The organism is Campylobacter sp. CFSAN093259, assembly GCF_012889985.1.
GTDB classification, from domain to species: domain Bacteria; phylum Campylobacterota; class Campylobacteria; order Campylobacterales; family Campylobacteraceae; genus Campylobacter_D; species Campylobacter_D jejuni.
Genome location: NZ_CP040617.1, coordinates 863,976 through 884,173 on the forward strand (window position 1 = coordinate 863,976; position 20,198 = coordinate 884,173).

Genomic DNA, 20,198 nt, shown 5'->3' on the forward strand with positions numbered 1-20,198 from the left:
AAAATCAAAGCCAAATTATACCATAAAAAATTTTACATATAATTTAATAAGCTAAGTTGAGAAATTGTTGTACTAGCTTTAAGAGAAGCTTGATATGCAAGTTGAACTTGCATTAAATTCATCATTGCCTCACCATAATCTACATCAATCACATTTGATTTTATACTTTGGACATTAACGCTTAAAAAGGATGTGCGTGTATTAACACCTTCGATAGTATTATGATATGCTCCCATAGTTGTATTAAGCTTGCTAACATGATCTGCTAAATGATCAAGTCTTTCTAAAGCTCCTTGCATACCTGTATTTCTAGGGTTTTCACTTTCGGAGTCTGCTCTCATATTGCCTTTTAAAACAGCATCAATCATTGAATCTAAATCTTTAATAATATCCACATTTGGCTCATCTATAGTTAAAGAATTATTCGCGCTAAAACTAAAATTTGGACCATTTTGTACAGTAGAAGTTGTGGTAAAAGGAGGTGCTGGAAATTGGCCACTTTGAGAATCACTAAGAGAAATTTCTATATTGGTTCCTGATGAAAGTTTATCAGTAACACTAATACGACCTTTATAATCCATACTTACATCAACAGTAGCTTGTGAATCTTTCATGAGTTGTTGTATTTGGGTATAATCTGCATTATTAATTTGACCATTATTGGCTTGTATGGTTGTTGTAGGAATTTTATCTGCAGCAAACATACCTATAATATCATTAATTTGACCATAAGTAATATCATTTGATCCTGTAACAACCCCACTATTTCCAGTTGCAGGATTAGTATGCATAATAGGAAAGCTTATGGTTTGACCTGGATTATTAGGATCAGGATAGCTTACAGTTGAAGTTTGTAAATTTATAGTAACATCGTAAGAATTTCCACCTTTGGAATTGACTTTTAAATTTAAAGTAGTACCATTTAGGCTATCTCCTGCCATTACCTCGCTAAGTTTGGTTGAATCAGTGGCATAAGCATTGCTTCCTTTGATAACTTGAGAAACATTACCATAAACAGTATTGCCATTTTTTTCAAAATACACATTATCGTAATCAGCTCCATTAGCAGCATTTCCATCTGTATCTGTCATTTTACTTTTGATAAAATCAGTTTGTTTTAAATCAATTTCAAAGTTTTGTCCGTTAATTTGAATGGTTACAGGATTATTTAAATTTGTAATATCTCCATTATTGGGATTTCCTAGTGCAGCAGTCATAACCCTGTTTGTAACATCTTCCATTGTAATGCCTTCATCCTGTGCTGCTTGGATAATATTATTTAATTCAGTTTTATCATCAGCTTGTGGTGTGAAAGCTACAGCATGAAAATCGAGTTTATTATTACCTTGCTTTAGATCTGTAATTTGAATTTGACCACTATCATTCATACTTACTTCTACTACTTTATTATTTGGAGTATTACCATAAAGAGCTCCAATATTTTCCATTACATCTTCTAAAGTATCTTCGGGTTTGACGAGTACAGCACTTTTAAAACTTGTTCCATCGGGTCTTGTACCTTGAACATAAAGAGTTGTTGGAGGAAAATCTAGTTTGCTATCATCATACTCAAAGTCTTTGTCAGCATCTAAGCTATTATCTTTTACATAACTTTGTCCGATAAGTTGTTGCCATTTAGAATCTCCTGTGAGATATTTAGTTTTATCAGGGTCTTTATTTAAATCCCAACGATTATCTGTAAAACTAACATTAGTGCTTATTTGTTTTTTATAGTCTCCATCTGCTTTAAAAAATAAATCCCAACCTGGTATATTGTATGGGCTTTCAGTTCCAGCTCCAGTTACTACATTAATATTATTTTTATCTCCATAATAATTTCCATTAGAATCAAAAGGTTTGTTTGCAACTTGAGAACCCGCAAAAAGATACTGACCATTAACACTGGTATTTGCAAGCTGAACTATGCTTTCTTTTATACGTTCTAGTTCTTTTGCTATAGCTTCTCTTGAGGTTTGAGAATTGCTATCGCTTGCAGCTTGGGTTACTTTAACTTTAAAATCTTCAAGAAGTTTAACCATATCTTGTAAAGCTTTCATACTATTTTGAGTCATTTCTTGAGCTCTACTTGTTGATTCTTTTACTTGTTCTAACGTTTTAATTTCATATTCAAGACGCGTATTATCTATATAAGTGCTTGCATCTTCATATGAATTTTGTATTTTCAAACCTGAAGCAAGTTGTTGAGATATCTGATATAAAGCACTTTGACCGCCCATAGAATTATTCACACTATTTGTGAAGTTAAGTTTATTTGTAATTCTCATTTTTTTCCTCTAAAGTATTAAAGTTAAAATCTTTTCAAACATTGCTAATAAACAAAAGCAATAACTGTTCCAAAAATTTAAATTATATAATTTTATATTGTCTTTTTGAAAATACTTTTTATTTTTAAAGTATTTTTTAGCCTAAAAAAGTATAATTTTAGCTTTAAATCTTAAAAATGAGCCCGAGTGGTGAAACTGGTAGACGCGCCAGACTCAAAATCTGGTAAGGGCAACCTTGTGTCGGTTCGAGTCCGACCTCGGGCACCACTTATTTTTTGCGGGAATAGCTCAGGGGTAGAGCACAACCTTGCCAAGGTTGGGGTCGCGAGTTCGAATCTCGTTTCCCGCTCCATAGAGTAAAAAAAATATAAAATCTCTTTAATTATAAATTCTCGCTTTTCTCTAATACTAAAAAATACTCATTTTCTAGAATTTCAAGTTCTTTTTGCATTACTTCAAGCTCTTGATAAAGCTTGTTAATACCTATTTCTTGATATACATTTGGATCGGATAAATCTTGATTTAATTTAGCTATCTTTTGCTCTAAAAAATCTATTTTTTCAGGATGGTTTTTTAATATCTCATTTTCTTTGTAGCTCAATTTTTTGGAGCTTTTTTCTTTTTGGTTATTATTTTGCTCTTGGGTTTGAAGCTCTAAAGCAAAATTATCCAATTCTTCAATTTCTTTTTCATTTTCAAGATATTCAGTATAAAGAGTGTGTAAAATATTTATATATCCATTTCCCTCAAAAGCATAAAGTTTTGTTGCGATTTTATCAACAAAATATCTATCGTGTGATACTAGCAAAATAGCCCCTTCAAAACTAAGTAAGTATTCTTCTAATATATTAATCGTAGCTATATCAAGATCATTAGTTGGCTCATCTAAAATCAAAACATCATATTCTTTAGCAAAAAGCAAGGCTAAAGCAACGCGATTTTTCTCTCCGCCGCTTAAAAGAGCCACGCTTTTATCTAAAAATTCCTTAGGAAATAGAAAATTTTTCAAATATCCATAAACATGCATATTTTTACCACGAACTTCAACCCTATCTCCACCATTGGGACAAAAAATTTCAAGCAAGCTTTTATCAGAATTTACCAAGCTTCTAGCCTGATCAAAATATCCTATCTTAAGCTCTCCGCGTTTTATTTCACCACTATCTTGTTTTATTTGCCCTAGAAGAATTTTTAACAATGTTGATTTTCCACAACCATTTCTTCCTACGATAGCTATGCGTTCACCTTGTAAAATACGCGTTGAAAAATCTTTAAAAAGATTTTTATTGTTTATATTTTTGCTTATATTTTTAAGCTCAAAAAGCATTTTTTTACGATTGATCGTTTTTTCTCCATTAAAATTTAAAGCCGCTCTTGAAATTTCAAGTTTTAAGCGTTTGATTGCCCCAGGATTTTTTTTCGCTTCTTCACGCATTTTAAAAATGCGTTCTTTTCGTCCTTCATTTCTTTTAAGTCTTGCTTTAACCCCTCTTCTAAGCCATTCTTCTTCGCTTTTTAATTGCTTTAAAAGAGTTTCATGGCTCTTAGCAAGGCTTTGCAAAATTTGTGTTTTTTTCTCTAAATAGTTTGCATATCCGCCTTTAAAAATACTAAGCTTACCCTGCTCTACTTCTACACACTTGTGTGCTATAGCGTCAATAAAATATCTATCATGGGAAATAAAAATCACACACATCTTTGAATTTTTTAGCAATTCTTCCAAAAAGCTTGTCATATATACATCTAAATGATTAGTTGGTTCATCAAGCAATAAAATATCAGGATTTTTTAGTAAAAGTATGCAAAGCCCAACGCGGCGTATTTCTCCACCACTTAAAGTAGATATAATGCGATTTTCATACTCAAGTAAACTAAATTCTTTTAAAACGCGTATTATTTTAGATTCTATACTCCAAGCATCTTTACTATCAATCAAAGTCATAAGCGTATCTATTTTTTGAAGATAATCTTTATTACTAGGATCTTCTTCTAATTTTTTATGCAGTATTTCATATTCTTCTAAGGTATTGTAAATTTCTACAAGCTCTTGCTTGATGGCTTCTTTTACGCTTAAATTTGCATTAAAATCAACGGTTTGTGAAAGCATGGCTATGCTTTTTCCATTTTGTCTTATTATTCTACCGCTATCTAAAGGAAGTGTGCCTAAAAGCGTTTTTAAAAAAGTAGATTTTCCTTCTCCATTTTTGCCTATAATAGCAATCTTTTCTCCCTCGTTTGCGCTAAAATTTACTTCATTTAAAACTATTTTGTCTCCAAATTTTTTTGAAGCTTCAATTAAATCTATAAGAGCCATTTTTTATCCTTGACTGAGTTTAAAGCTAAAACTAGAACCATAACCTAAAGTGCTAGAAATTTCAAGATAACTTTTATGTATATTTAAAATTTTCTTTACTAAAAAAAGTCCCAAACCAAAAGAATTATCACTTTTTACATCAATTTTATAAAATTTTTTTGTAATCAATTTTATTTTATCTTCTTCTATGCCTTTTCCAAAATCTTGCACTATTATCTTTTGATCTCTTGCCGTTAAAATGACTTTTTTTTGACTATATTTTAAAGCATTAGAAAGCAAATTTATAATCACTTGCTCGATTAAAAATTCATCAGCCTTAACTTTCGTGCTTTTACCTTGCAATGCAACTCTTTCAAAGCCTGGGTTTTTAGTGATTTTTTCACATAGAGAAAAAAGATCGAATTCTTGCATCTGCAAGGCTTCACTATTAAGATTAAAAACAAAATTAAGCTTATGGGTTAAAGCATTAAGTTTAACGCTTTGACGTGAAATTTTTTCTAGTAATTCCTTTTTTAATTTTTTATCTTCCAATTTCTCATCTTTTAGCATCTCTAAGCTAAGATCAATCACGCTTAATGGATTTTTAAGCTCATGAGAAATAGCAGAAATCACGCTAGCAAGCTGAGTATTTTTTAAAGTGATTTTATCGCTTTGTTTTTTATTTTTTTGGGTATTCTTTAGAATTTTATCCTTAGTTTTTAAAAGTTTCTCATTTAGTAAATTAAATTCTTTAAAGATTCCTTTTTCTAATATAACAACTTTATGATCCCCTATAGAATCCAAAAAATCCAAAATTTTATTAAAATTTTTCTCTATTCTTCTACCTAACAACAACATTAAAATAAAAACAAACAGCAAGCATACTCCAAAACCGATTGCCATTTTTGTCCAAAAAAGTTCTAAATCTAAAAAACGAGGATAAACAATAATAATATATTTATATCCTTTGTAAATAAAGCTTTTAGTGAGAATTTTTTTTGAATTGAAATTTAAAATTTCTCCTTCTTTAAGATTAGAAAAAAAATCAGGATTTTTTACAGAACTTATTTTCATATCATTGTTTAGGATAATAAAATCAGCCCTAGTATCTTTAGCAAAATCCTTGATATTAGCATCATTTAAATGCTCTAAGAGAGAAAATTTTAAAACATCATCAAGGCTTTTGATTTTTTGTTCATATTGTTTTATAAGCAAGAAATTAAGATAAGAATTAGTAAAAGTATAAAAAATAAACCCAAAAATCAAAGCCAATACAACAAAAAAAACTATAAAAATATTTTTAGTTTTTAGCATAATTTATAGCCAATACCCCTAACACTTATAATATGATCTTTTAGTTTTGGAAATTTATTTCTAAGTCTTGTTAGAGCTATATTGATTGTTTTATCACTTGTAGTATCATCTTTCCAAACACTTTCGCTTAAAAATTGTCTAGTAAGCAAGGTATTTGGATTTTCAAAAAAACATTTTAAAAGCTCATAGTCAAGATTTGAGATTTCTAATTTTTGATTTTTGTAAAAGAATTCATAACTAACCAAATCTAAAATAAAATCACCAAAAGATAGTTTTTCTTCTTCTTTTTTATGGCGTTTTAAAATTGCTTTAATGCGAAGCAAAAGCTCATTGAAATCAAAAGGTTTACAAACATAATCATCACAACCACTTTCAAAGCCTTCGAGTAAATCTTGATGTAAAGCCTTGGCTGTAAGAAAAATAACTGCTTCTTTATATCCTTGCTCTCTTAAATCTTGAATTTTTTCTAAAGAATCTCCACTGGGCAAATTTCTATCGACTATTAAAAGATCAATTTGCTCATTATCGAGCAAATCTTCAACTCCAAAAAAATCCGCTAAAGATATAACTTCATAACCACTAGATTTTAACTTTAAAACAAGCAGTTCGTTTAAATCTATATCATCTTCTATAATTAAAATTTTAAATTTCAACATATTGGACAAATACACACGCCTCTAATTGTTTTAGTTCATCTAATACTTCTTTTTGAACTTTTTCATCAATCAAAACAACAGCCAAAGCATACCCAAAACCATCTCTACCAAGCCTAAAATCAGCTATATTGATATTTTTAGCTGCCAAAACGGAACTGATTTTAGCTATAACTCCTGGTATGTCTTTGTTTTTAAAAATAATCATTTTTCCCTTTGGCTTAAAATCAGTTTTAAAGCCATTTAATCCAACTATGCGTTGTTCATTTTCATTAAACACTGTTCCTGAAACACTGATATTTGAATTTTCGGTGATAATTTTAACGCTAAGTTTATTATTATAACCACTATTTGGAAGAGTTTCGCAAGATAATTCAACTCCTTTTTCTTTGGCAACAAATTCTGCATTAACATAATTAATTTTCTCTCCTAAAATTCCACCCAAAGCACCAACAGCTGCAAAAGTTAGCATAGAATTTGCATACTCACCAATAATTCCTTCAGCCTCTAATTTAATACTTTTTATAGGATTTTTATCAATTTGAACAGCTAAAAAAGCCATTTTAGAAACAAGTTCTATATAAGGAGCTACAAAAGGTGGTAAATCTTCAGTTTTAATTGGTAAATTTAAGGCATTAGGATAAGCCACGCCTCGTGCTGCGCTTAATGCTTGCTCACAAGCTTCTCTTGCGATATTGTCTTGACTTTCTAAAGTATTTGCTCCTAGGTGAGAAGTAACTGAAATATTTTCAAAGTCTAAAAGAGGATGATTAGTCGCGGGTTCTTTATCGAACACATCTATACCAAGCCAAGCTATTTTACCACTTTTTAAACCTTCATATAAAGCCTCTTCTGTGTACAATCCTCCACGAGCACAATTTATTAATCTTATTCCATCTTTCATTTTTGCAATTTCTTGCTTTCCTATCATACCATTGGTTTCTTTGGTTTTTGGTGTGTGAATGGTAATAAAATCACTTTTTTCTAAAATTTCATCCAAATTTTTTGCTTGTTCCATATCTAAATCTGTAATCTTAGAAGCAGAAATATACGGATCATAGGCTAAAATTTTCATACCAAATGCTTTAGCACGGATAGCTACTCTTGAACCTATATTTCCAAAACCTATAACCCCTAGCGTTTTATTCATCAATTCAATGCCATACCATTTTTCTCTTTCCCATTTTCTTTCAATTTTTAAAAAATTATGAGCATTGACAAAGCTTCTAGCTGATGTTAAAAGATGTGCCATTGTTAGTTCAACTGCGGCAATAGTATTTGCAGTTGGGACATTCATCACAATCACTCCTCGTTTAGAACACTCTGGAATATCAACATTATCTACGCCCACCCCGGCACGCACAAGCGCTTTTAATTTTTTGGCATGATTTAAAAAATTTACATCTACATCCGTAGAACTTCTAGTAATTGCAACTTCAATATCGCTTAGCATTTGCATAAGTTCATCTTTTGGAAATTTTGCAGCTTCTATAAGCTCAATATCTTCAGCTTTTCTTAGAATATCGACACCTTTATCCAAAATAGCATCACACACTATAATCTTTTTTTTCATAACCAAATTTCCTTTACTTCTGTATTTATTTTATATTTTTTTAATTCTTTGATAATATCATCTATAAGTTTTTCATTGCCTGTATCCAAAAAGATTTCTGGACTATGGCCAGATTTAAGAAGAAAATACTTCACATTAAAAGAATTTAAAGTCTGTCTTAAGCAAAACATAGAATAAATATCATATTTTCCAACTATAAGTTGATAATATTTATTTTTCTCCTTAAGCTCGCTAGTATCCGCATCAAAATATAAGGTAAATTTTTCTGCTGCTGGGGTAAAATCTCTTGTAGGCCATTTTGCTAATTCTTCTTGCCATGAAAGATCTTGATTTTGGGTTTGAATGCTTGGCTGCGTATTTGTATCTTTAGCAAATTGTGGAATGAAATTTACATTAGCTTTAAATTGCCAAAGCAATGTAAAAACAACAGCAAGCAAAATGAGTAATAAAATACTCAAAATGCTTATTGTAATGTATTTTTTCATTAAGCTAGCTGATCTTTAATGATATCACCTAAAGTTACTTTATCATCATTATTGATTTCATTAAGAACTTCTCTTTCTTTTATTCTAACAAGATTTTTAACACTTAGGCGAATTCTATTTTTCTTTTCATCAATAAAAACTATAGCAGCTTCAATATCGTCGCCAATTTTTAAATTTTCAAGCATAGAAGTGCTTATATCTTCTTTATGAATTAAAGCATCAACATTTTTACTTAGCTCTACAAAAACACCAAAATCTTTAATATCACGGATAGCACCTTTTACAATATCGCCGACTTTATGAATTTTAGCATATTCTTGCACTGGAGAACTGCTTAATTCTTTTGTACTTAATGATATTTTTTGGTTTTCTTCATCTATTTTGATAATTTTTACCTTGATTTTATCCCCTTGAGAGAATTTGTCTTTGCATTTATCGTTTCTATCCCAAGAAGCATCTTCATTATGCAATAAACCTTCAATACCACCAAGTTTAACAAATGCACCAAAAGAAGTTACTGAGGTAATTTCTCCTTCAACCACATCTGCAATTTTGTAAGATTTCATAAATTCATCAAAAGGTCTAGAAAGTAAATTTCTTAAAGAAACCCTTAAGCGTCTTTCATTTGGATTGATTTCAATTACTTCAACATCAATTTCTTGACCTTTATTGATATAATCTTTTGGATTTTTAATATTTTTATCCCAAGAAATTTCACTGATATGTAAAAATCCTTCTATATCATTTCCTAAATCCACAAAAGCACCATAAGGCTCTATATTTGATACTATTACTTTAATGGTATCACCTATATCAAGAGTATCTTTTATCTCGCTCCATGGATCAGGTAAAGCCGCTTTTATAGATAAGGATAAATGTTTGCGTTCTTTATCATACTTTATTACTTTAACTGGAACTTTATCGCCCTCTTTATAAAGTGTTCCAGGGTTTACAGGTCCTTTGTAAGAAATTTCGCTGTAATGAACAAGGCCATCAACACCTCCTACATCTACAAACATACCATAAGTGGTAATTTTTTTTACAATACCTTCAATTAAATCTTCTTGTTGTGCTACATTATTGATCAATTCTTTTCGTTTTCTTCTCTCATCATCTAAAGTTTTTTTACGAGAAACAATGATACTTTGCTCATCTTTGTCGATTTTAATAATTTTAACTTTAAACGTTTTGCCTATAATATTATTTGTTTCTTTAAAGCCATATTGAGATTTTGGTAAGAAAAATTCAACATCATTTTCATCAACAACTATCAATCCGCCTTTATTTTTTCCAACTACTTTTACGGTAAAAATATCATCTTGATTTTCTTGATAGTTTTTAATAAATTCAATAACTTTTTCTTTTCTCAAAGCTTTTTTATGAGAAAGTAAAGATCTGCCACCACGAGAACCCATAACAGCAACTTTAATACTATCACCTACATTAAACAATAGCTTAGAATTGTCACCTTGTATTTCGCTAAGAGCTAAAATACCTTCAGATTTTTTACCTATATCTACATAAACTTCATCATTTTTGATCTCTACAATCACACCCTCTGTTGTAGCCTCTTCTCTTGATTTATCAAAAGCTTCTAAAAGCTGTCCAAAATCTTCTTCCTCAAGATAATCATCTACGCCGTCTTGAACTTTTTTGTTCACCTCGCTCATTATGGTCCTTTAAAATAATTTTTAGAAATTGATTGATTTTACCTTATTTTTCTTTAATTAGTGTTAAGTTTTTTTATTTTTGTTAATTTTTTTTAAATTTTTGACTTTTTTATTCTATTTAAAAACATTTTTTAATTAATTCTAAAATTTTCTATTTTGGCGATAACTTTTTGTATAATCCAATCAGGAGTACTAGCACCTGCACTAATGCCACAATGTTTTTTATCTAAAAACCATTCTTTTTTTAACTCTTCTTCGGTTTCAATTAGATAGCTATCTTCACAATTGGTTTTTGCAATCAAAAAAAGTTGTTTTGTATTGGCTGAGTTTTTACCCCCTACAACAACCATAACATCACTTTTAAGCGAGAGTTCTTTAATGGCATCTTGATTTTTAAAGGTTGCATCACATATAGTGTTAAAAACTCTTACTTCTTTGGTTTTAAGTATTAAAAAATTTACTATCTCCATAAAATGCTCAGGCTTCTTAGTTGTTTGGCTTACTACAGCTATTTTATTAGGAAGTTTTATATTTTGAAGTTCTTTTTTATCCAAAACTACATAAGCTTTTGTACTTACATAACTTTTGACTCCTTTAACTTCGGGATGATTTTCATCTCCAAAAATAACAACTTCATAACCCTCCTTACTCATTTGCTCGCAAATTTGTTGTGGTTTTGTAACAAAAGGACAAGTGGCATCAAAAATTTCTATATCTTTTTTTCTCAATTCTTCTAAATCTTGCTTTGTAATACCATGAGTTCTTATAATAGCCTTTTTTTCATTACTTAAAGCTTGTATATTTTCCAAAGTTTTGACATTAAAATTTTTTTGCAAACGAGAAATTTCTTCGTTATTGTGAATAAGAGGGCCTATAGTTGCAGCATCTTTTATTTGTTCTGCTTTTTTAATAGCTCTTTTAACACCAAAACAAAAACCATAGTTTTTTGCTAATTCAATAATCAATCCTAGCTCCTAAATTTGATAAAATCTCTATAAAATTTGGAAAAGAAGTTTTTATACAATCACTATCATCAATCTCGATTCCACAAAGCAAACCTAAAATAGCAAAACTCATAGCAATACGGTGATCTCCATAGCTTTTAATTTTTGAAGATTTTAGTTCGCATCCACCTTCTATTTCAAAACCATCATCAAGTTCTCTAGCTTCAACACCACAAAGCTTTAGATTTTCAACCATCACAGCAATCCTATCGCTTTCTTTAACGCGTAATTCTTTAGCATTTATTAAACTAGATTTACCCTTAGCCAAAGCAAAAGCTATAGCCAAAGCAGGCGCTTCATCTATTAACCAAGCGATATTATCTTTAACTTCTATGCCATTAAGCTTGCTAGACTCCACCCTGATCTCACCAATAGTTTCAAAATCATTTTGAGTTATTGTCATTTCAAGTTTGGCACCCATTTTTTGCAAAATTTTATACGCCTCTATACGAGTAGGATTAAGCAAAATATTTTTTAAAATAATTTGAGATTTAGGTAAAATAATAGCTGCTAAAACAAAATAAAAAGCCGAAGAAGGATCATTAGGAATGATTATATTTTGAGCTTTTAAAGGTTTTTTTAAAGGATTTATTTCAAGACTTAAGCCATCATTACTAACCCTTATTGGAGCTTTCATAGCCTTTAGCATGTTTTCACTATGATTTCGACTAAGAGAAATTTCACTAAAAGTGCATACATTATCAGCCCTAAAAGCAGATAAAATCATAGCTGTTTTAACTTGAGCCGAAGAAATTTCGCTTTTAAAATTAAAAGCTTTTAATTTTTGACCTTCTATACAAAGTGGAGCTAAATTTGCCTCATTTCTTCCATAAATTCTAGCGCCTATTTGAGTAAGTGGTTTGCTTATCCTTCTCATAGGACGATTGTTTAAATACTTATCTCCACTTAAAACAAAAAAACCAGAAATTCCTGCTAAAAATCCTATCATCAAACGCATAGCAGTTCCTGAATTTCCACAGTCTAAAATACAATTTGGAGATAAAATTTCTTTAGGGGGTATAATTTTGACGCAAGAATCTTTTTGTTCAATTTTAGCTCCAAGATTTTTTATAATTTCAAGAGTGTTTAAAGTATCTTGAGCTAAGAGATAATTTTGAGCCTTATTTTCTTCTTGTGTTAAAAGCGAAAATATAGCAAAACGATGAGATATGCTTTTATCTGCTGCTATATTTTCAAGTATAGCATTTACAGGGGTTTGCAATTTGTAAATTTTCATCTTAAATCAAGACCCAAATTTTTAAGAGTATTTAAAATTTTATCCATACATTCATTCACTTGATTATCTTCTAGAGTTTTATTTATATCCCTAAAAGAAAAACTTATAGTAATGCTATAAAATTCTTTAAGGTTTTCATCACTATAAATATCAACTAAACGAAAATTTTCAAGTATTTCTAAATTCAATTCTTCGATACAATTTTTAATCTGATTGTATTCAAAACCTTTAGGTATTAACACGCTAAGATCTCTAGTGATAGCTGGGAATTTGGAGTAAGGCTTAGCTATTTTAAAATCTTGCCTGATTAAATCTAAATCAAGTTCGCAAATATATGTTTTTGGTAAATCTCTCTCATTTTCTATTTTTAAATGCAAACGGCCTATAAAACCTACTTTAATATCCGATAGATAAATATCTGCTTGTTCATAAGGGCTTAAAATATTATATTTTGATGATTTTAGTTTAAAATCACCTATAATATTTTTAATATCTAAAAGAAAATCATAAAATTGCACCGATTCAGGTTTGGCCTTGTTGGAAATTTTAGCTTCTTCTTTTAAGCCAGAATGGATAAATGCAATACGATTTAATTCTTGATTATTAACATTGAAAACAGCCCCTAATTCAAAAAGTTTAATAATTTTTTTAGAATTTTTTGCATTTAAACTTGCTGCATTTAACAAATGATTTAAAAGGGTTGTTCTTAAAGTATTAAGTTCTGCTGTAATTGGATTGATTAGTTTTAATTTAACAGAGTCAAAACCTAATCTTTTAAGTTCTTCTCCATTATCCAAAACATAATGTAAGCTTTCAAAATAACCACTAGCTACTGCTCTTTTTCTTAAATTTAAAAACTCAATATAATTTTTATATGCAGAATTTAAACGATTTTTTTCTATAAATTCTAAACCCTTGGAAGCAATATTATCAATACCTATAATTCTTACAACTTCCTCGCAAATATCTGATAAATTTTTAATATCAGGACGATGTAAAGGTGCTTTAACATTTATAAGCCCTTCACCTGAAAGTATGAGCTCAAAACCTAATTTCTTTAATATTTTTAATACTTCATCTTTATCAACATTTTGTCCTATTATATCGCTAATACCTTCAATACTTATTGGTATGATTGGTAATTCTTTGTCAGTTAAAATTTGTTGAGAAGAACTATAAATAACAAGATTTGGAATCTGCTCAAAAATACCAAGCAAAAAATCCATTCCTAAATTTAATTTAGGTTCACTTCCCCTAAAACTTCTATAAAGCATTTTTTCATCTTGATCTTTATGATATATTTTAGCATCTGCAATTACCAATGGATCGGTATAATTAGCCTCAATAATAATTATTTTAGAATCATCTTTACATCTACTTTCATTATTTTGGAAAATTCCGCTAAAGCTTAAAAGTTTATCTTTGTAAGATACTTTTGTTTCTCCATGCACTTGCTTGCTTAAATTAATGGTAAATTCTTCATCTTTTTCAGAAAAACTACTTAAATCATAAGCATTAAAAAGAACACCAGTTGAATGCGTTGCATAATTTAATAAATTTTCTATGGAATTTTTTCCCAAACCTTCAATTTGAGCAAGTCTTAAACTAAGCAATAAATTTGTTTGAATTTCTTCTTTTAGCCCTATGGCTCGATAATTATAAAGTCCATTAAGTTCTTTCTCAGCTGCTAAGCGCAAAATTCTACCGATACCTAAAACATTTTCACTTTCTTTAAATGGTTTTGGTTCTTTTAAATTTAAATTTAAAGCTGCGGCTAAATCACGAGCTATACCATAAATACTTAAACAATCACCCCTATTAGGAGTAAGTTCCACTTCTATTAGCTCATCATTAAAAATTTCATAAGTATTTAAAGGTCTCCCAAGTTCTAATTTCCCTATACTCTCATCTAAAAGCATAATTCCTTCATTGATTTTTTCAAAACCCAGTTCTAAACTAGAACAAAGCATACCACAAGAATCCACTCCTCGCAATTTTGCTTCTTTTATTTCCATACCGTTTGGCATGATAGCACCTTTAGTTGCAACAGTTACAAATTGTCCTGCATCAACATTCGCAGCACCGCAGACAATTTGCAAGATTTCACTTCCGATATCAACTTGACAAATGCTTAATTTATCTGAATTTTCATGTTTAATTTTTTCCTTAACATAGCCTACAACAACTTTATCTGGAGCCTTTAAAGCGCCAACCCTATCAACTTCTATACCTATAGAGTTTAAAGTTTTAGCTATTTTATCTGAACTTATTTCTTCAAGTTCTAACCAATCATTCAACCAACTTTTAGTAATTATCATCTAAACTGCTCCAATAATCTCAAATCACCTTCAAATAAAGATCTTAAATCTGGAATTTGATGCAAAAGCATTGCAAAACGTTCTACTCCCAATCCAAAAGCATAACCACTTACATTTTCATAACCAACAAAATTATAAACATTAGGATCAACTATTCCACATCCTAAAACTTCAAGCCAACCTGTATGTTTGCAAACTCTACAACCCTTTCCTTTGCAAAATACACAAGAAATATCAACTTCAGCAGAAGGTTCTGTAAATGGGAAAAAACTTGGACGAAAACGAACTTTCACATCTCCAAACATATAACGCAAAAAATCTTCCAATACACTTTTTAAATTTGCAAAGCTAACCTTTTGCCCTTCTTCCACCACAAGGCCTTCAACTTGATGAAACATAGGAGTATGCGTAATATCAAAATCTCTTCTAAATACAGCACCAGGGGCTATCATCCTAATAGGAGGTTTTTGTGCAAGCATTGTCCGTATTTGCACTGGCGAAGTTTGTGTTCTTAAAAGCCTTTTATCATCAAAATAAAAGGTATCTTGCATATCTCTTGCGGGGTGAGATTTAGGTAAATTTAACGCTTCAAAATTATGAAAGTCATCTTCTATTAAAGGCCCTTTTTCTATGCTAAAATTCAAAGCTATAAAATATTCTATGATTTTATCCATGGTGCTCATAACAGGATGCAAGGCACCTGTTGTAATACTTTCATCAAAATAGTTAAAATTTAAAGCATCTTGTTTCATTCTTTCTTCTAAAGCAAGATTTTCCAAATCTTTAAATTTGGCTAAATAAGCCTCATTAAATATTTCTTTTTGTGCATTTAATTTAGCAGCAAATTCTTTTTTCGCCTCATCTTCTAACTCTTTAAGCTTTGTAAAGCCTTCTGTTAAAATACCTTTTTTTCCAAGAACGGAAATCCTAATGGCTTCCAAATCATTTAAATTCTCACATTTTTGAATCTGTTCTATAAAATTTTGCAATTTTCTTACCTTAAATAAAATATTTCAAGTTCTAATTCTATTAAAAACTATTTTAAATTCAGCATAAAAACCAAACTTTAAAGATATAATTGTATCAAACCAACAATAAAAAAGGATAAATAATGCAAGAAAAAACAATTTTTGAACTCATAGTTGAAGGTAAACTTCCATGCAATAAAGTGCTTGAAAGTGACGATTTTCTAGCATTTCATGATATTGCACCCAAAGCACCCATACATATACTTATAATCCCTAAAAAATATTTTAAAGACTTTCAAGAATTTGATCCTGAACTTATGGCCAAAATGACAAGTTTCATACAAGAATTAGCTGTTCTTTTAGGTGTAGATAAAAGTGGATATCGCTTGGTAACAAACTGTGGAAAAAATAGTGGACAAGAAGTTTTTCATTTGCATTTTCATATGCTTGGAGGTTTTGAACTGCCTAAGGAAAAAACTAAAAAAGAAAATCCTCAAGCTTTATTTTAATTTAAATGGTAGAAAAACTACCATTTAAACTATTTTGTCAAAGGTAGCAACATTCCCTCGTATAATTTTTGATAAATTTCATCACCGCATAACTTTTTAGCTAGTTCTAAACCAAAAAGAATTGCCGTAGCTGGACCTGCTGAAGTTATAACATTTTTATTTACAACTACAGCCTTGTTAACACGATTTCCATTAAGTCCAACTTCACAACTAGGATAACAAGCAAACTCGCCCTCTAAAACACCTGCTTCATTTAAAACTATAGGAGAAGCACAGATTGCGGCAACAATTTTATTTTTGCTATGAAGTTGTTTAATGATATTTAAAATAACATTTGAATTCTTAAGATTCATCATACCTTCAAAGCCACCCGCCAAAGCAATAGCATCTAAATTTTCTATATCAACATCCTCTATAGAACAATCTGCTTTTATACTAATGCTATTAGCACCTTTTACCAATAACTCACTGTTTAACGAAGCTATAACAACTTCCAAATCTGGATTTAATTCTTTTGCTCGTTTTAAAACATCCGCAATTCCTATAAATTCAGCTTCTTCAAAACCTTGAGCCAATGGAATTAATACTTTTTTACTCATTTTGTTCTCCTTTTTTATATTTTTTAAATCTTTCTTCTCTTTCTTTGTTTTTTTGCATCATTTGATGATTGAAACCTATAACCAAAACAATCATTAAAAACACAAAAATAACTATTAGAATGAAATCTAAAATTTCCATAAATACAACCTTATTTTTGGGAAATTCTAACACATTTTTTTAAATCTTTAGAGAAAATTCAAAGATATTTCTATAAAATCTTTTTTTAAATAATTTCTCTGAAAAGGTTTACAAATTGAATCAGAAAAATATAAGAATTTTTGTTTTTTTTGTTATTATTATTTTATGGGGCTATTTTTCTTTCCCAATAGAAATATTAAAAATTCAAGATCCTAGTGGAGTTGTAAGCTATGGCTATACAGAAAATGCAAAAGCTTATTTAAAAAGTTATCTTATTACACTTTTATTAACTGCTTGCGCTGTTATTATCGGAGTGATTATTGGTTTTAGTTTAGCTATTTTACACTTCTCTAAATTTAAAACGCTTAATTTTATTATAGATGAATATATAGACATTATACGAGGAACACCAGTAATTTTACAATTGATGATTTTTGCTTTTGTAATTTTTACTTTTATAGATAACCTTTATGCAGCCATTCTTGCACTAGGACTTAATAGCTCGGCTTATATAGCAGAAATTGTAAGAAGTGGCATTAATAGTGTAGATAAGGGACAAATGGAAGCTGCAAGAGCAATGGGACTTGATTACAAAACTTCAATGAAAGAAATTATTCTTCCACAGGCTACTAAAAACATTCTACCTGCATTAGCTAATGAATTTATTTCTTTATTTAAGGAAACTTCTGTTGTAGGATTTATTAGTGTTATTGATATTACCATGCAAAGTCAAAGCTTGCAAGCCGTACTTTACAATCCAAAACCTATTATTTTCACTGGACTTGTTTATTATGTAAGTGTAAAAATTTTTAGCTATTTTGCAAAAAAACTTGAACTTAGGATGAATAAAAATGATTGAAGTTAAAAATTTACAAAAAAAATATGGAGAATTAGAAGTTTTAAAAAATATTAACACTACAATCTCAAAAGGCGATGTAATAGCTATCATAGGTCCAAGTGGAGGCGGAAAAAGTACATTTTTACGCTGCATCAATCGCTTAGAACTAGCTGATAGTGGGGAAATTTTAATCAATAAGCAAAACATACTTGATAAAGAAATTGATATTAATAAGATCAGGCAAAAAGTTAGCATGGTATTTCAGCATTTTAATCTTTTTGCTAATAAAAATGTTATGGAAAATTTATGTTTAACGCCCATTAAAACAGGAATTTTAAGTCAAGAAGAAGCCATAAAAAAAGCAAAATTACTTCTTGCTAAGGTGGGTTTAGCAGACAAAGAAAATATAATGCCCCATAAGCTCTCTGGCGGACAAAAACAACGCATAGCTATTGCTAGAAGCTTGATGATGAATCCTGATGTTATTTTATTTGATGAACCTACTTCAGCTCTAGATCCTGAAATGATAGGCGAGGTTCTAAGCATTATGAAAGATGTTGCAAAAGAAGGTTTAACTATGCTTGTAGTAACTCATGAAATGGGCTTTGCTAGAAATGTTGCCAATCGTATATTTTTTATGGATAAAGGAAAAATTGCTGTTGATGCAAGCCCTAAAGAAGTATTTGAAAATCCTAGCAATGAAAGATTGAGAGAATTTTTAAACAAGGTTTTAAATCATTAATTCATAAGCCACTAAGGCTTATGAATTTTAATCCCAACATTCAGCGTTTTTAATTCCAAGTTTGCTAGCATTAAATTTAGGATCTATACCAGATTTTTGTTGCGTATTAAAATCTTTTAAAACTTTATTTACTATACCACCTAAAAGCAATAAAGATATAATATTTGTCGTTGCCATGAAAGCCATAGTCAAATCAGCCAAATTCCAAGCAAGTTTTAAATTCATTTGCGAGCCTATAAAAATCATAGCCACAGCTGTAATTCTAAACAAATTCATTACAAATTTGGAATTTGTTAAATATTTAACATTAGCTTGAGCATAATAATAATTTCCTATTAAAGAAGTTATTGCAAAAAGAACAATAGCTATAGTAATAAAATGGATTCCAAAGCTACCGTAATACTCACGCATAGCTTCTTGAACTAAAGGCATTCCACCATCAATTTTACTTTCTCCAAGTCCTAAATATGCCATAGAAAAAAGAACTAAAAATCCAGAACTTGTACAAACAACAACATCAATTAAAACTGAAAAGGCTTGTATAACACCTTGTTTAGCTGGATGACTTGTCAAAGCTGCTGCAGCTGCATTAGGTGCCGAGCCCATACCCGCTTCATTTGAAAAAAGTCCTCTTTTAATCCCTATAACCAAAGCAGAACCAGCAAAACCACCAAAAATCGCTTTAAAATCAAAAGCACTTTGTAAAATCATATGAACCACAGAAGGAATTTTATCAAAATTCATTAAAACAGCAATCACAGCAAGTAAAACATAAGCTAAAGCCATAAAAGGAACAATTAAAGAACTAATTTTACCTATTTTAGTATGGTGAGAAAAAAACATCCATGCACCAAAAATAGTTAAAACAATACCAATAATCATTGGCCAAGAACTTGATGCAAAATCTACAGCAGCATTTGGATTAAACATATCATAATAAACTTTGAAAGACGAAGTCATTGTTTGACTTTGAAGTCCGTTAAATCCATAAGCATAAGTAATAATAAGAATAAAAGCAAAAAAAGCTCCAAAAAAATGTGAGCCTAAGGCTTTTTTTATATAATAAGCTGGACCACCTTTAAACCCGCCTGTATCATCTTTTGATTTGTAAACTTGAGCTAAGGTACTTTCAGCAAATGCTGAGGCACCACCAAAAAATGCCATAACCCACATCCAAAATAAAGCACCAGCTCCACCTGTAGCCAATGCCAAAGAAATTCCAGCAATATTTCCTATACCAACTCTAGAAGCAGTTGAGATCATCAATGCTTGAAAAGGTGAAATATGTTCTTTAGCGTGTCCTTCGTTTTTTTCTGTAAGAATTTTAAATACAGAACTCAACATACGAAACTGAACAAAGCGAGTTAAAAAACTATAATAAAGCCCACAAACAATAAGTAAAACTACCATAATAATGTCTGTATTTGGGACAATCTTATTAGCTATAATATCAGACGCTTTATTGGCAAAATCTAGCATAATATCTAATTTCATCCAAACTCCTCAAAAAATAATCTAAATTTTACTTTAACATAATTTTTATAAAAAGGACTTTATGATTTTATTTGTTT

17 protein-coding genes and 2 tRNA genes are annotated in these 20,198 nt (G+C 30.0%); 5 read left to right on the forward strand and 14 right to left on the reverse strand.

The window, feature by feature from the left end; genetic code table 11:
* Window positions 1-32 precede the first annotated feature (32 nt).
* Window positions 33-2,285: a flagellar hook-associated protein FlgL gene (gene flgL / locus FBF20_RS04580; protein ID WP_002852538.1), complete on the reverse strand. Its 2,253-nt coding sequence runs from the start codon at window positions 2,283-2,285 to the stop codon at window positions 33-35.
* A gap of 180 nt (window positions 2,286-2,465) precedes the next feature.
* On the opposite strand from flgL, the gene FBF20_RS04585 reads away from it, so the two are divergent.
* Window positions 2,466-2,552: transfer RNA gene (locus tag FBF20_RS04585), tRNA-Leu, on the forward strand.
* Window positions 2,553-2,562: 10 nt separating this feature from the next.
* A tRNA-Gly gene (locus FBF20_RS04590) sits at window positions 2,563-2,637 on the forward strand.
* A gap of 30 nt (window positions 2,638-2,667) precedes the next feature.
* Here the strand turns inward: FBF20_RS04590 and abc-f are convergent.
* The 10 genes from abc-f to pheS all read right to left on the reverse strand — a co-directional run bounded on the left by abc-f (window position 2,668) and on the right by pheS (window position 15,821).
* On the reverse strand, window positions 2,668-4,599 hold the full coding sequence (gene abc-f / locus FBF20_RS04595; RefSeq protein ID WP_002889623.1) for a ribosomal protection-like ABC-F family protein: 1,932 nt from the start codon (window positions 4,597-4,599) through the stop codon (window positions 2,668-2,670).
* A 3-nt stretch (window positions 4,600-4,602) separates the two neighbouring features.
* Window positions 4,603-5,892 (reverse strand): HAMP domain-containing sensor histidine kinase, encoded by a 1,290-nt coding sequence (locus tag FBF20_RS04600; RefSeq protein WP_002852536.1) that lies wholly within the window; start codon window positions 5,890-5,892, stop codon window positions 4,603-4,605.
* A complete protein-coding gene (locus tag FBF20_RS04605; protein ID WP_002860529.1) occupies window positions 5,886-6,548 on the reverse strand; it encodes a response regulator transcription factor in 663 nt (220 codons plus the stop codon). Before FBF20_RS04605 ends, FBF20_RS04600 begins: the two co-directional genes overlap by 7 nt.
* Window positions 6,535-8,118, reverse strand: coding sequence for a phosphoglycerate dehydrogenase (gene serA, locus FBF20_RS04610; protein WP_002852643.1), 1,584 nt, complete (start codon window positions 8,116-8,118; stop codon window positions 6,535-6,537). Before serA ends, FBF20_RS04605 begins: the two co-directional genes overlap by 14 nt.
* A complete protein-coding gene (locus FBF20_RS04615; RefSeq protein ID WP_002852423.1) occupies window positions 8,115-8,603 on the reverse strand; it encodes a hypothetical protein in 489 nt (162 codons plus the stop codon). The genes serA and FBF20_RS04615 overlap by 4 nt, the downstream gene beginning before the upstream one ends.
* On the reverse strand, window positions 8,603-10,273 hold the full coding sequence (locus FBF20_RS04620; protein ID WP_002852520.1) for a 30S ribosomal protein S1: 1,671 nt from the start codon (window positions 10,271-10,273) through the stop codon (window positions 8,603-8,605). The genes FBF20_RS04615 and FBF20_RS04620 overlap by 1 nt, the downstream gene beginning before the upstream one ends.
* Window positions 10,274-10,404: 131 nt before the next feature.
* Window positions 10,405-11,238 carry a 4-hydroxy-3-methylbut-2-enyl diphosphate reductase gene (locus FBF20_RS04625; RefSeq protein WP_002852585.1) on the reverse strand — a complete coding sequence of 278 codons (834 nt, stop codon included), beginning with the start codon at window positions 11,236-11,238 and terminating at the stop codon, window positions 10,405-10,407.
* Window positions 11,228-12,514 carry a 3-phosphoshikimate 1-carboxyvinyltransferase gene (gene aroA / locus FBF20_RS04630; RefSeq protein WP_002852577.1) on the reverse strand — a complete coding sequence of 429 codons (1,287 nt, stop codon included), beginning with the start codon at window positions 12,512-12,514 and terminating at the stop codon, window positions 11,228-11,230. The genes FBF20_RS04625 and aroA overlap by 11 nt, the downstream gene beginning before the upstream one ends.
* Window positions 12,511-14,832, reverse strand: a complete 2,322-nt coding sequence (gene pheT, locus FBF20_RS04635) for a phenylalanine--tRNA ligase subunit beta (protein ID WP_002852489.1) — start codon at window positions 14,830-14,832, stop codon at window positions 12,511-12,513. Before pheT ends, aroA begins: the two co-directional genes overlap by 4 nt.
* The gene (gene pheS, locus FBF20_RS04640; protein ID WP_002852567.1) at window positions 14,829-15,821 is read right to left on the reverse strand and encodes a phenylalanine--tRNA ligase subunit alpha; all 993 of its coding nucleotides are present in this window, start codon (window positions 15,819-15,821) and stop codon (window positions 14,829-14,831) included. The genes pheT and pheS overlap by 4 nt, the downstream gene beginning before the upstream one ends.
* Before the next feature lie 122 nt (window positions 15,822-15,943).
* Here pheS and FBF20_RS04645 point away from each other — a divergent pair, with 122 nt between their 5' ends.
* Entirely contained in the window at window positions 15,944-16,309 is a 366-nt protein-coding gene (locus FBF20_RS04645) for a histidine triad nucleotide-binding protein (RefSeq protein ID WP_002852408.1), read from the forward strand.
* 29 nt (window positions 16,310-16,338) lie between these two features.
* Here FBF20_RS04645 and FBF20_RS04650 read toward each other — a convergent pair whose 3' ends face one another.
* Together FBF20_RS04650 and FBF20_RS04655 are read right to left on the reverse strand one after the other, a co-directional pair.
* Window positions 16,339-16,908: a DJ-1 family glyoxalase III gene (locus FBF20_RS04650; protein ID WP_002852508.1), complete on the reverse strand. Its 570-nt coding sequence runs from the start codon at window positions 16,906-16,908 to the stop codon at window positions 16,339-16,341.
* Entirely contained in the window at window positions 16,901-17,080 is a 180-nt protein-coding gene (locus tag FBF20_RS04655) for a hypothetical protein (protein ID WP_010891894.1), read from the reverse strand. Before FBF20_RS04655 ends, FBF20_RS04650 begins: the two co-directional genes overlap by 8 nt.
* A gap of 82 nt (window positions 17,081-17,162) precedes the next feature.
* On the opposite strand from FBF20_RS04655, the gene FBF20_RS04660 reads away from it, so the two are divergent.
* Window positions 17,163-17,906, forward strand: a complete 744-nt coding sequence (locus FBF20_RS04660; protein ID WP_002852595.1) for an amino acid ABC transporter permease — start codon at window positions 17,163-17,165, stop codon at window positions 17,904-17,906.
* A complete protein-coding gene (locus FBF20_RS04665; RefSeq protein ID WP_002858785.1) occupies window positions 17,899-18,627 on the forward strand; it encodes an amino acid ABC transporter ATP-binding protein in 729 nt (242 codons plus the stop codon). The genes FBF20_RS04660 and FBF20_RS04665 overlap by 8 nt, the downstream gene beginning before the upstream one ends.
* A 27-nt stretch (window positions 18,628-18,654) precedes the next feature.
* On the opposite strand, the gene FBF20_RS04670 is transcribed toward FBF20_RS04665, so the two are convergent.
* Window positions 18,655-20,121 (reverse strand): sodium:alanine symporter family protein, encoded by a 1,467-nt coding sequence (locus FBF20_RS04670; RefSeq protein WP_002889612.1) that lies wholly within the window; start codon window positions 20,119-20,121, stop codon window positions 18,655-18,657.
* Window positions 20,122-20,198 lie beyond the last annotated feature (77 nt).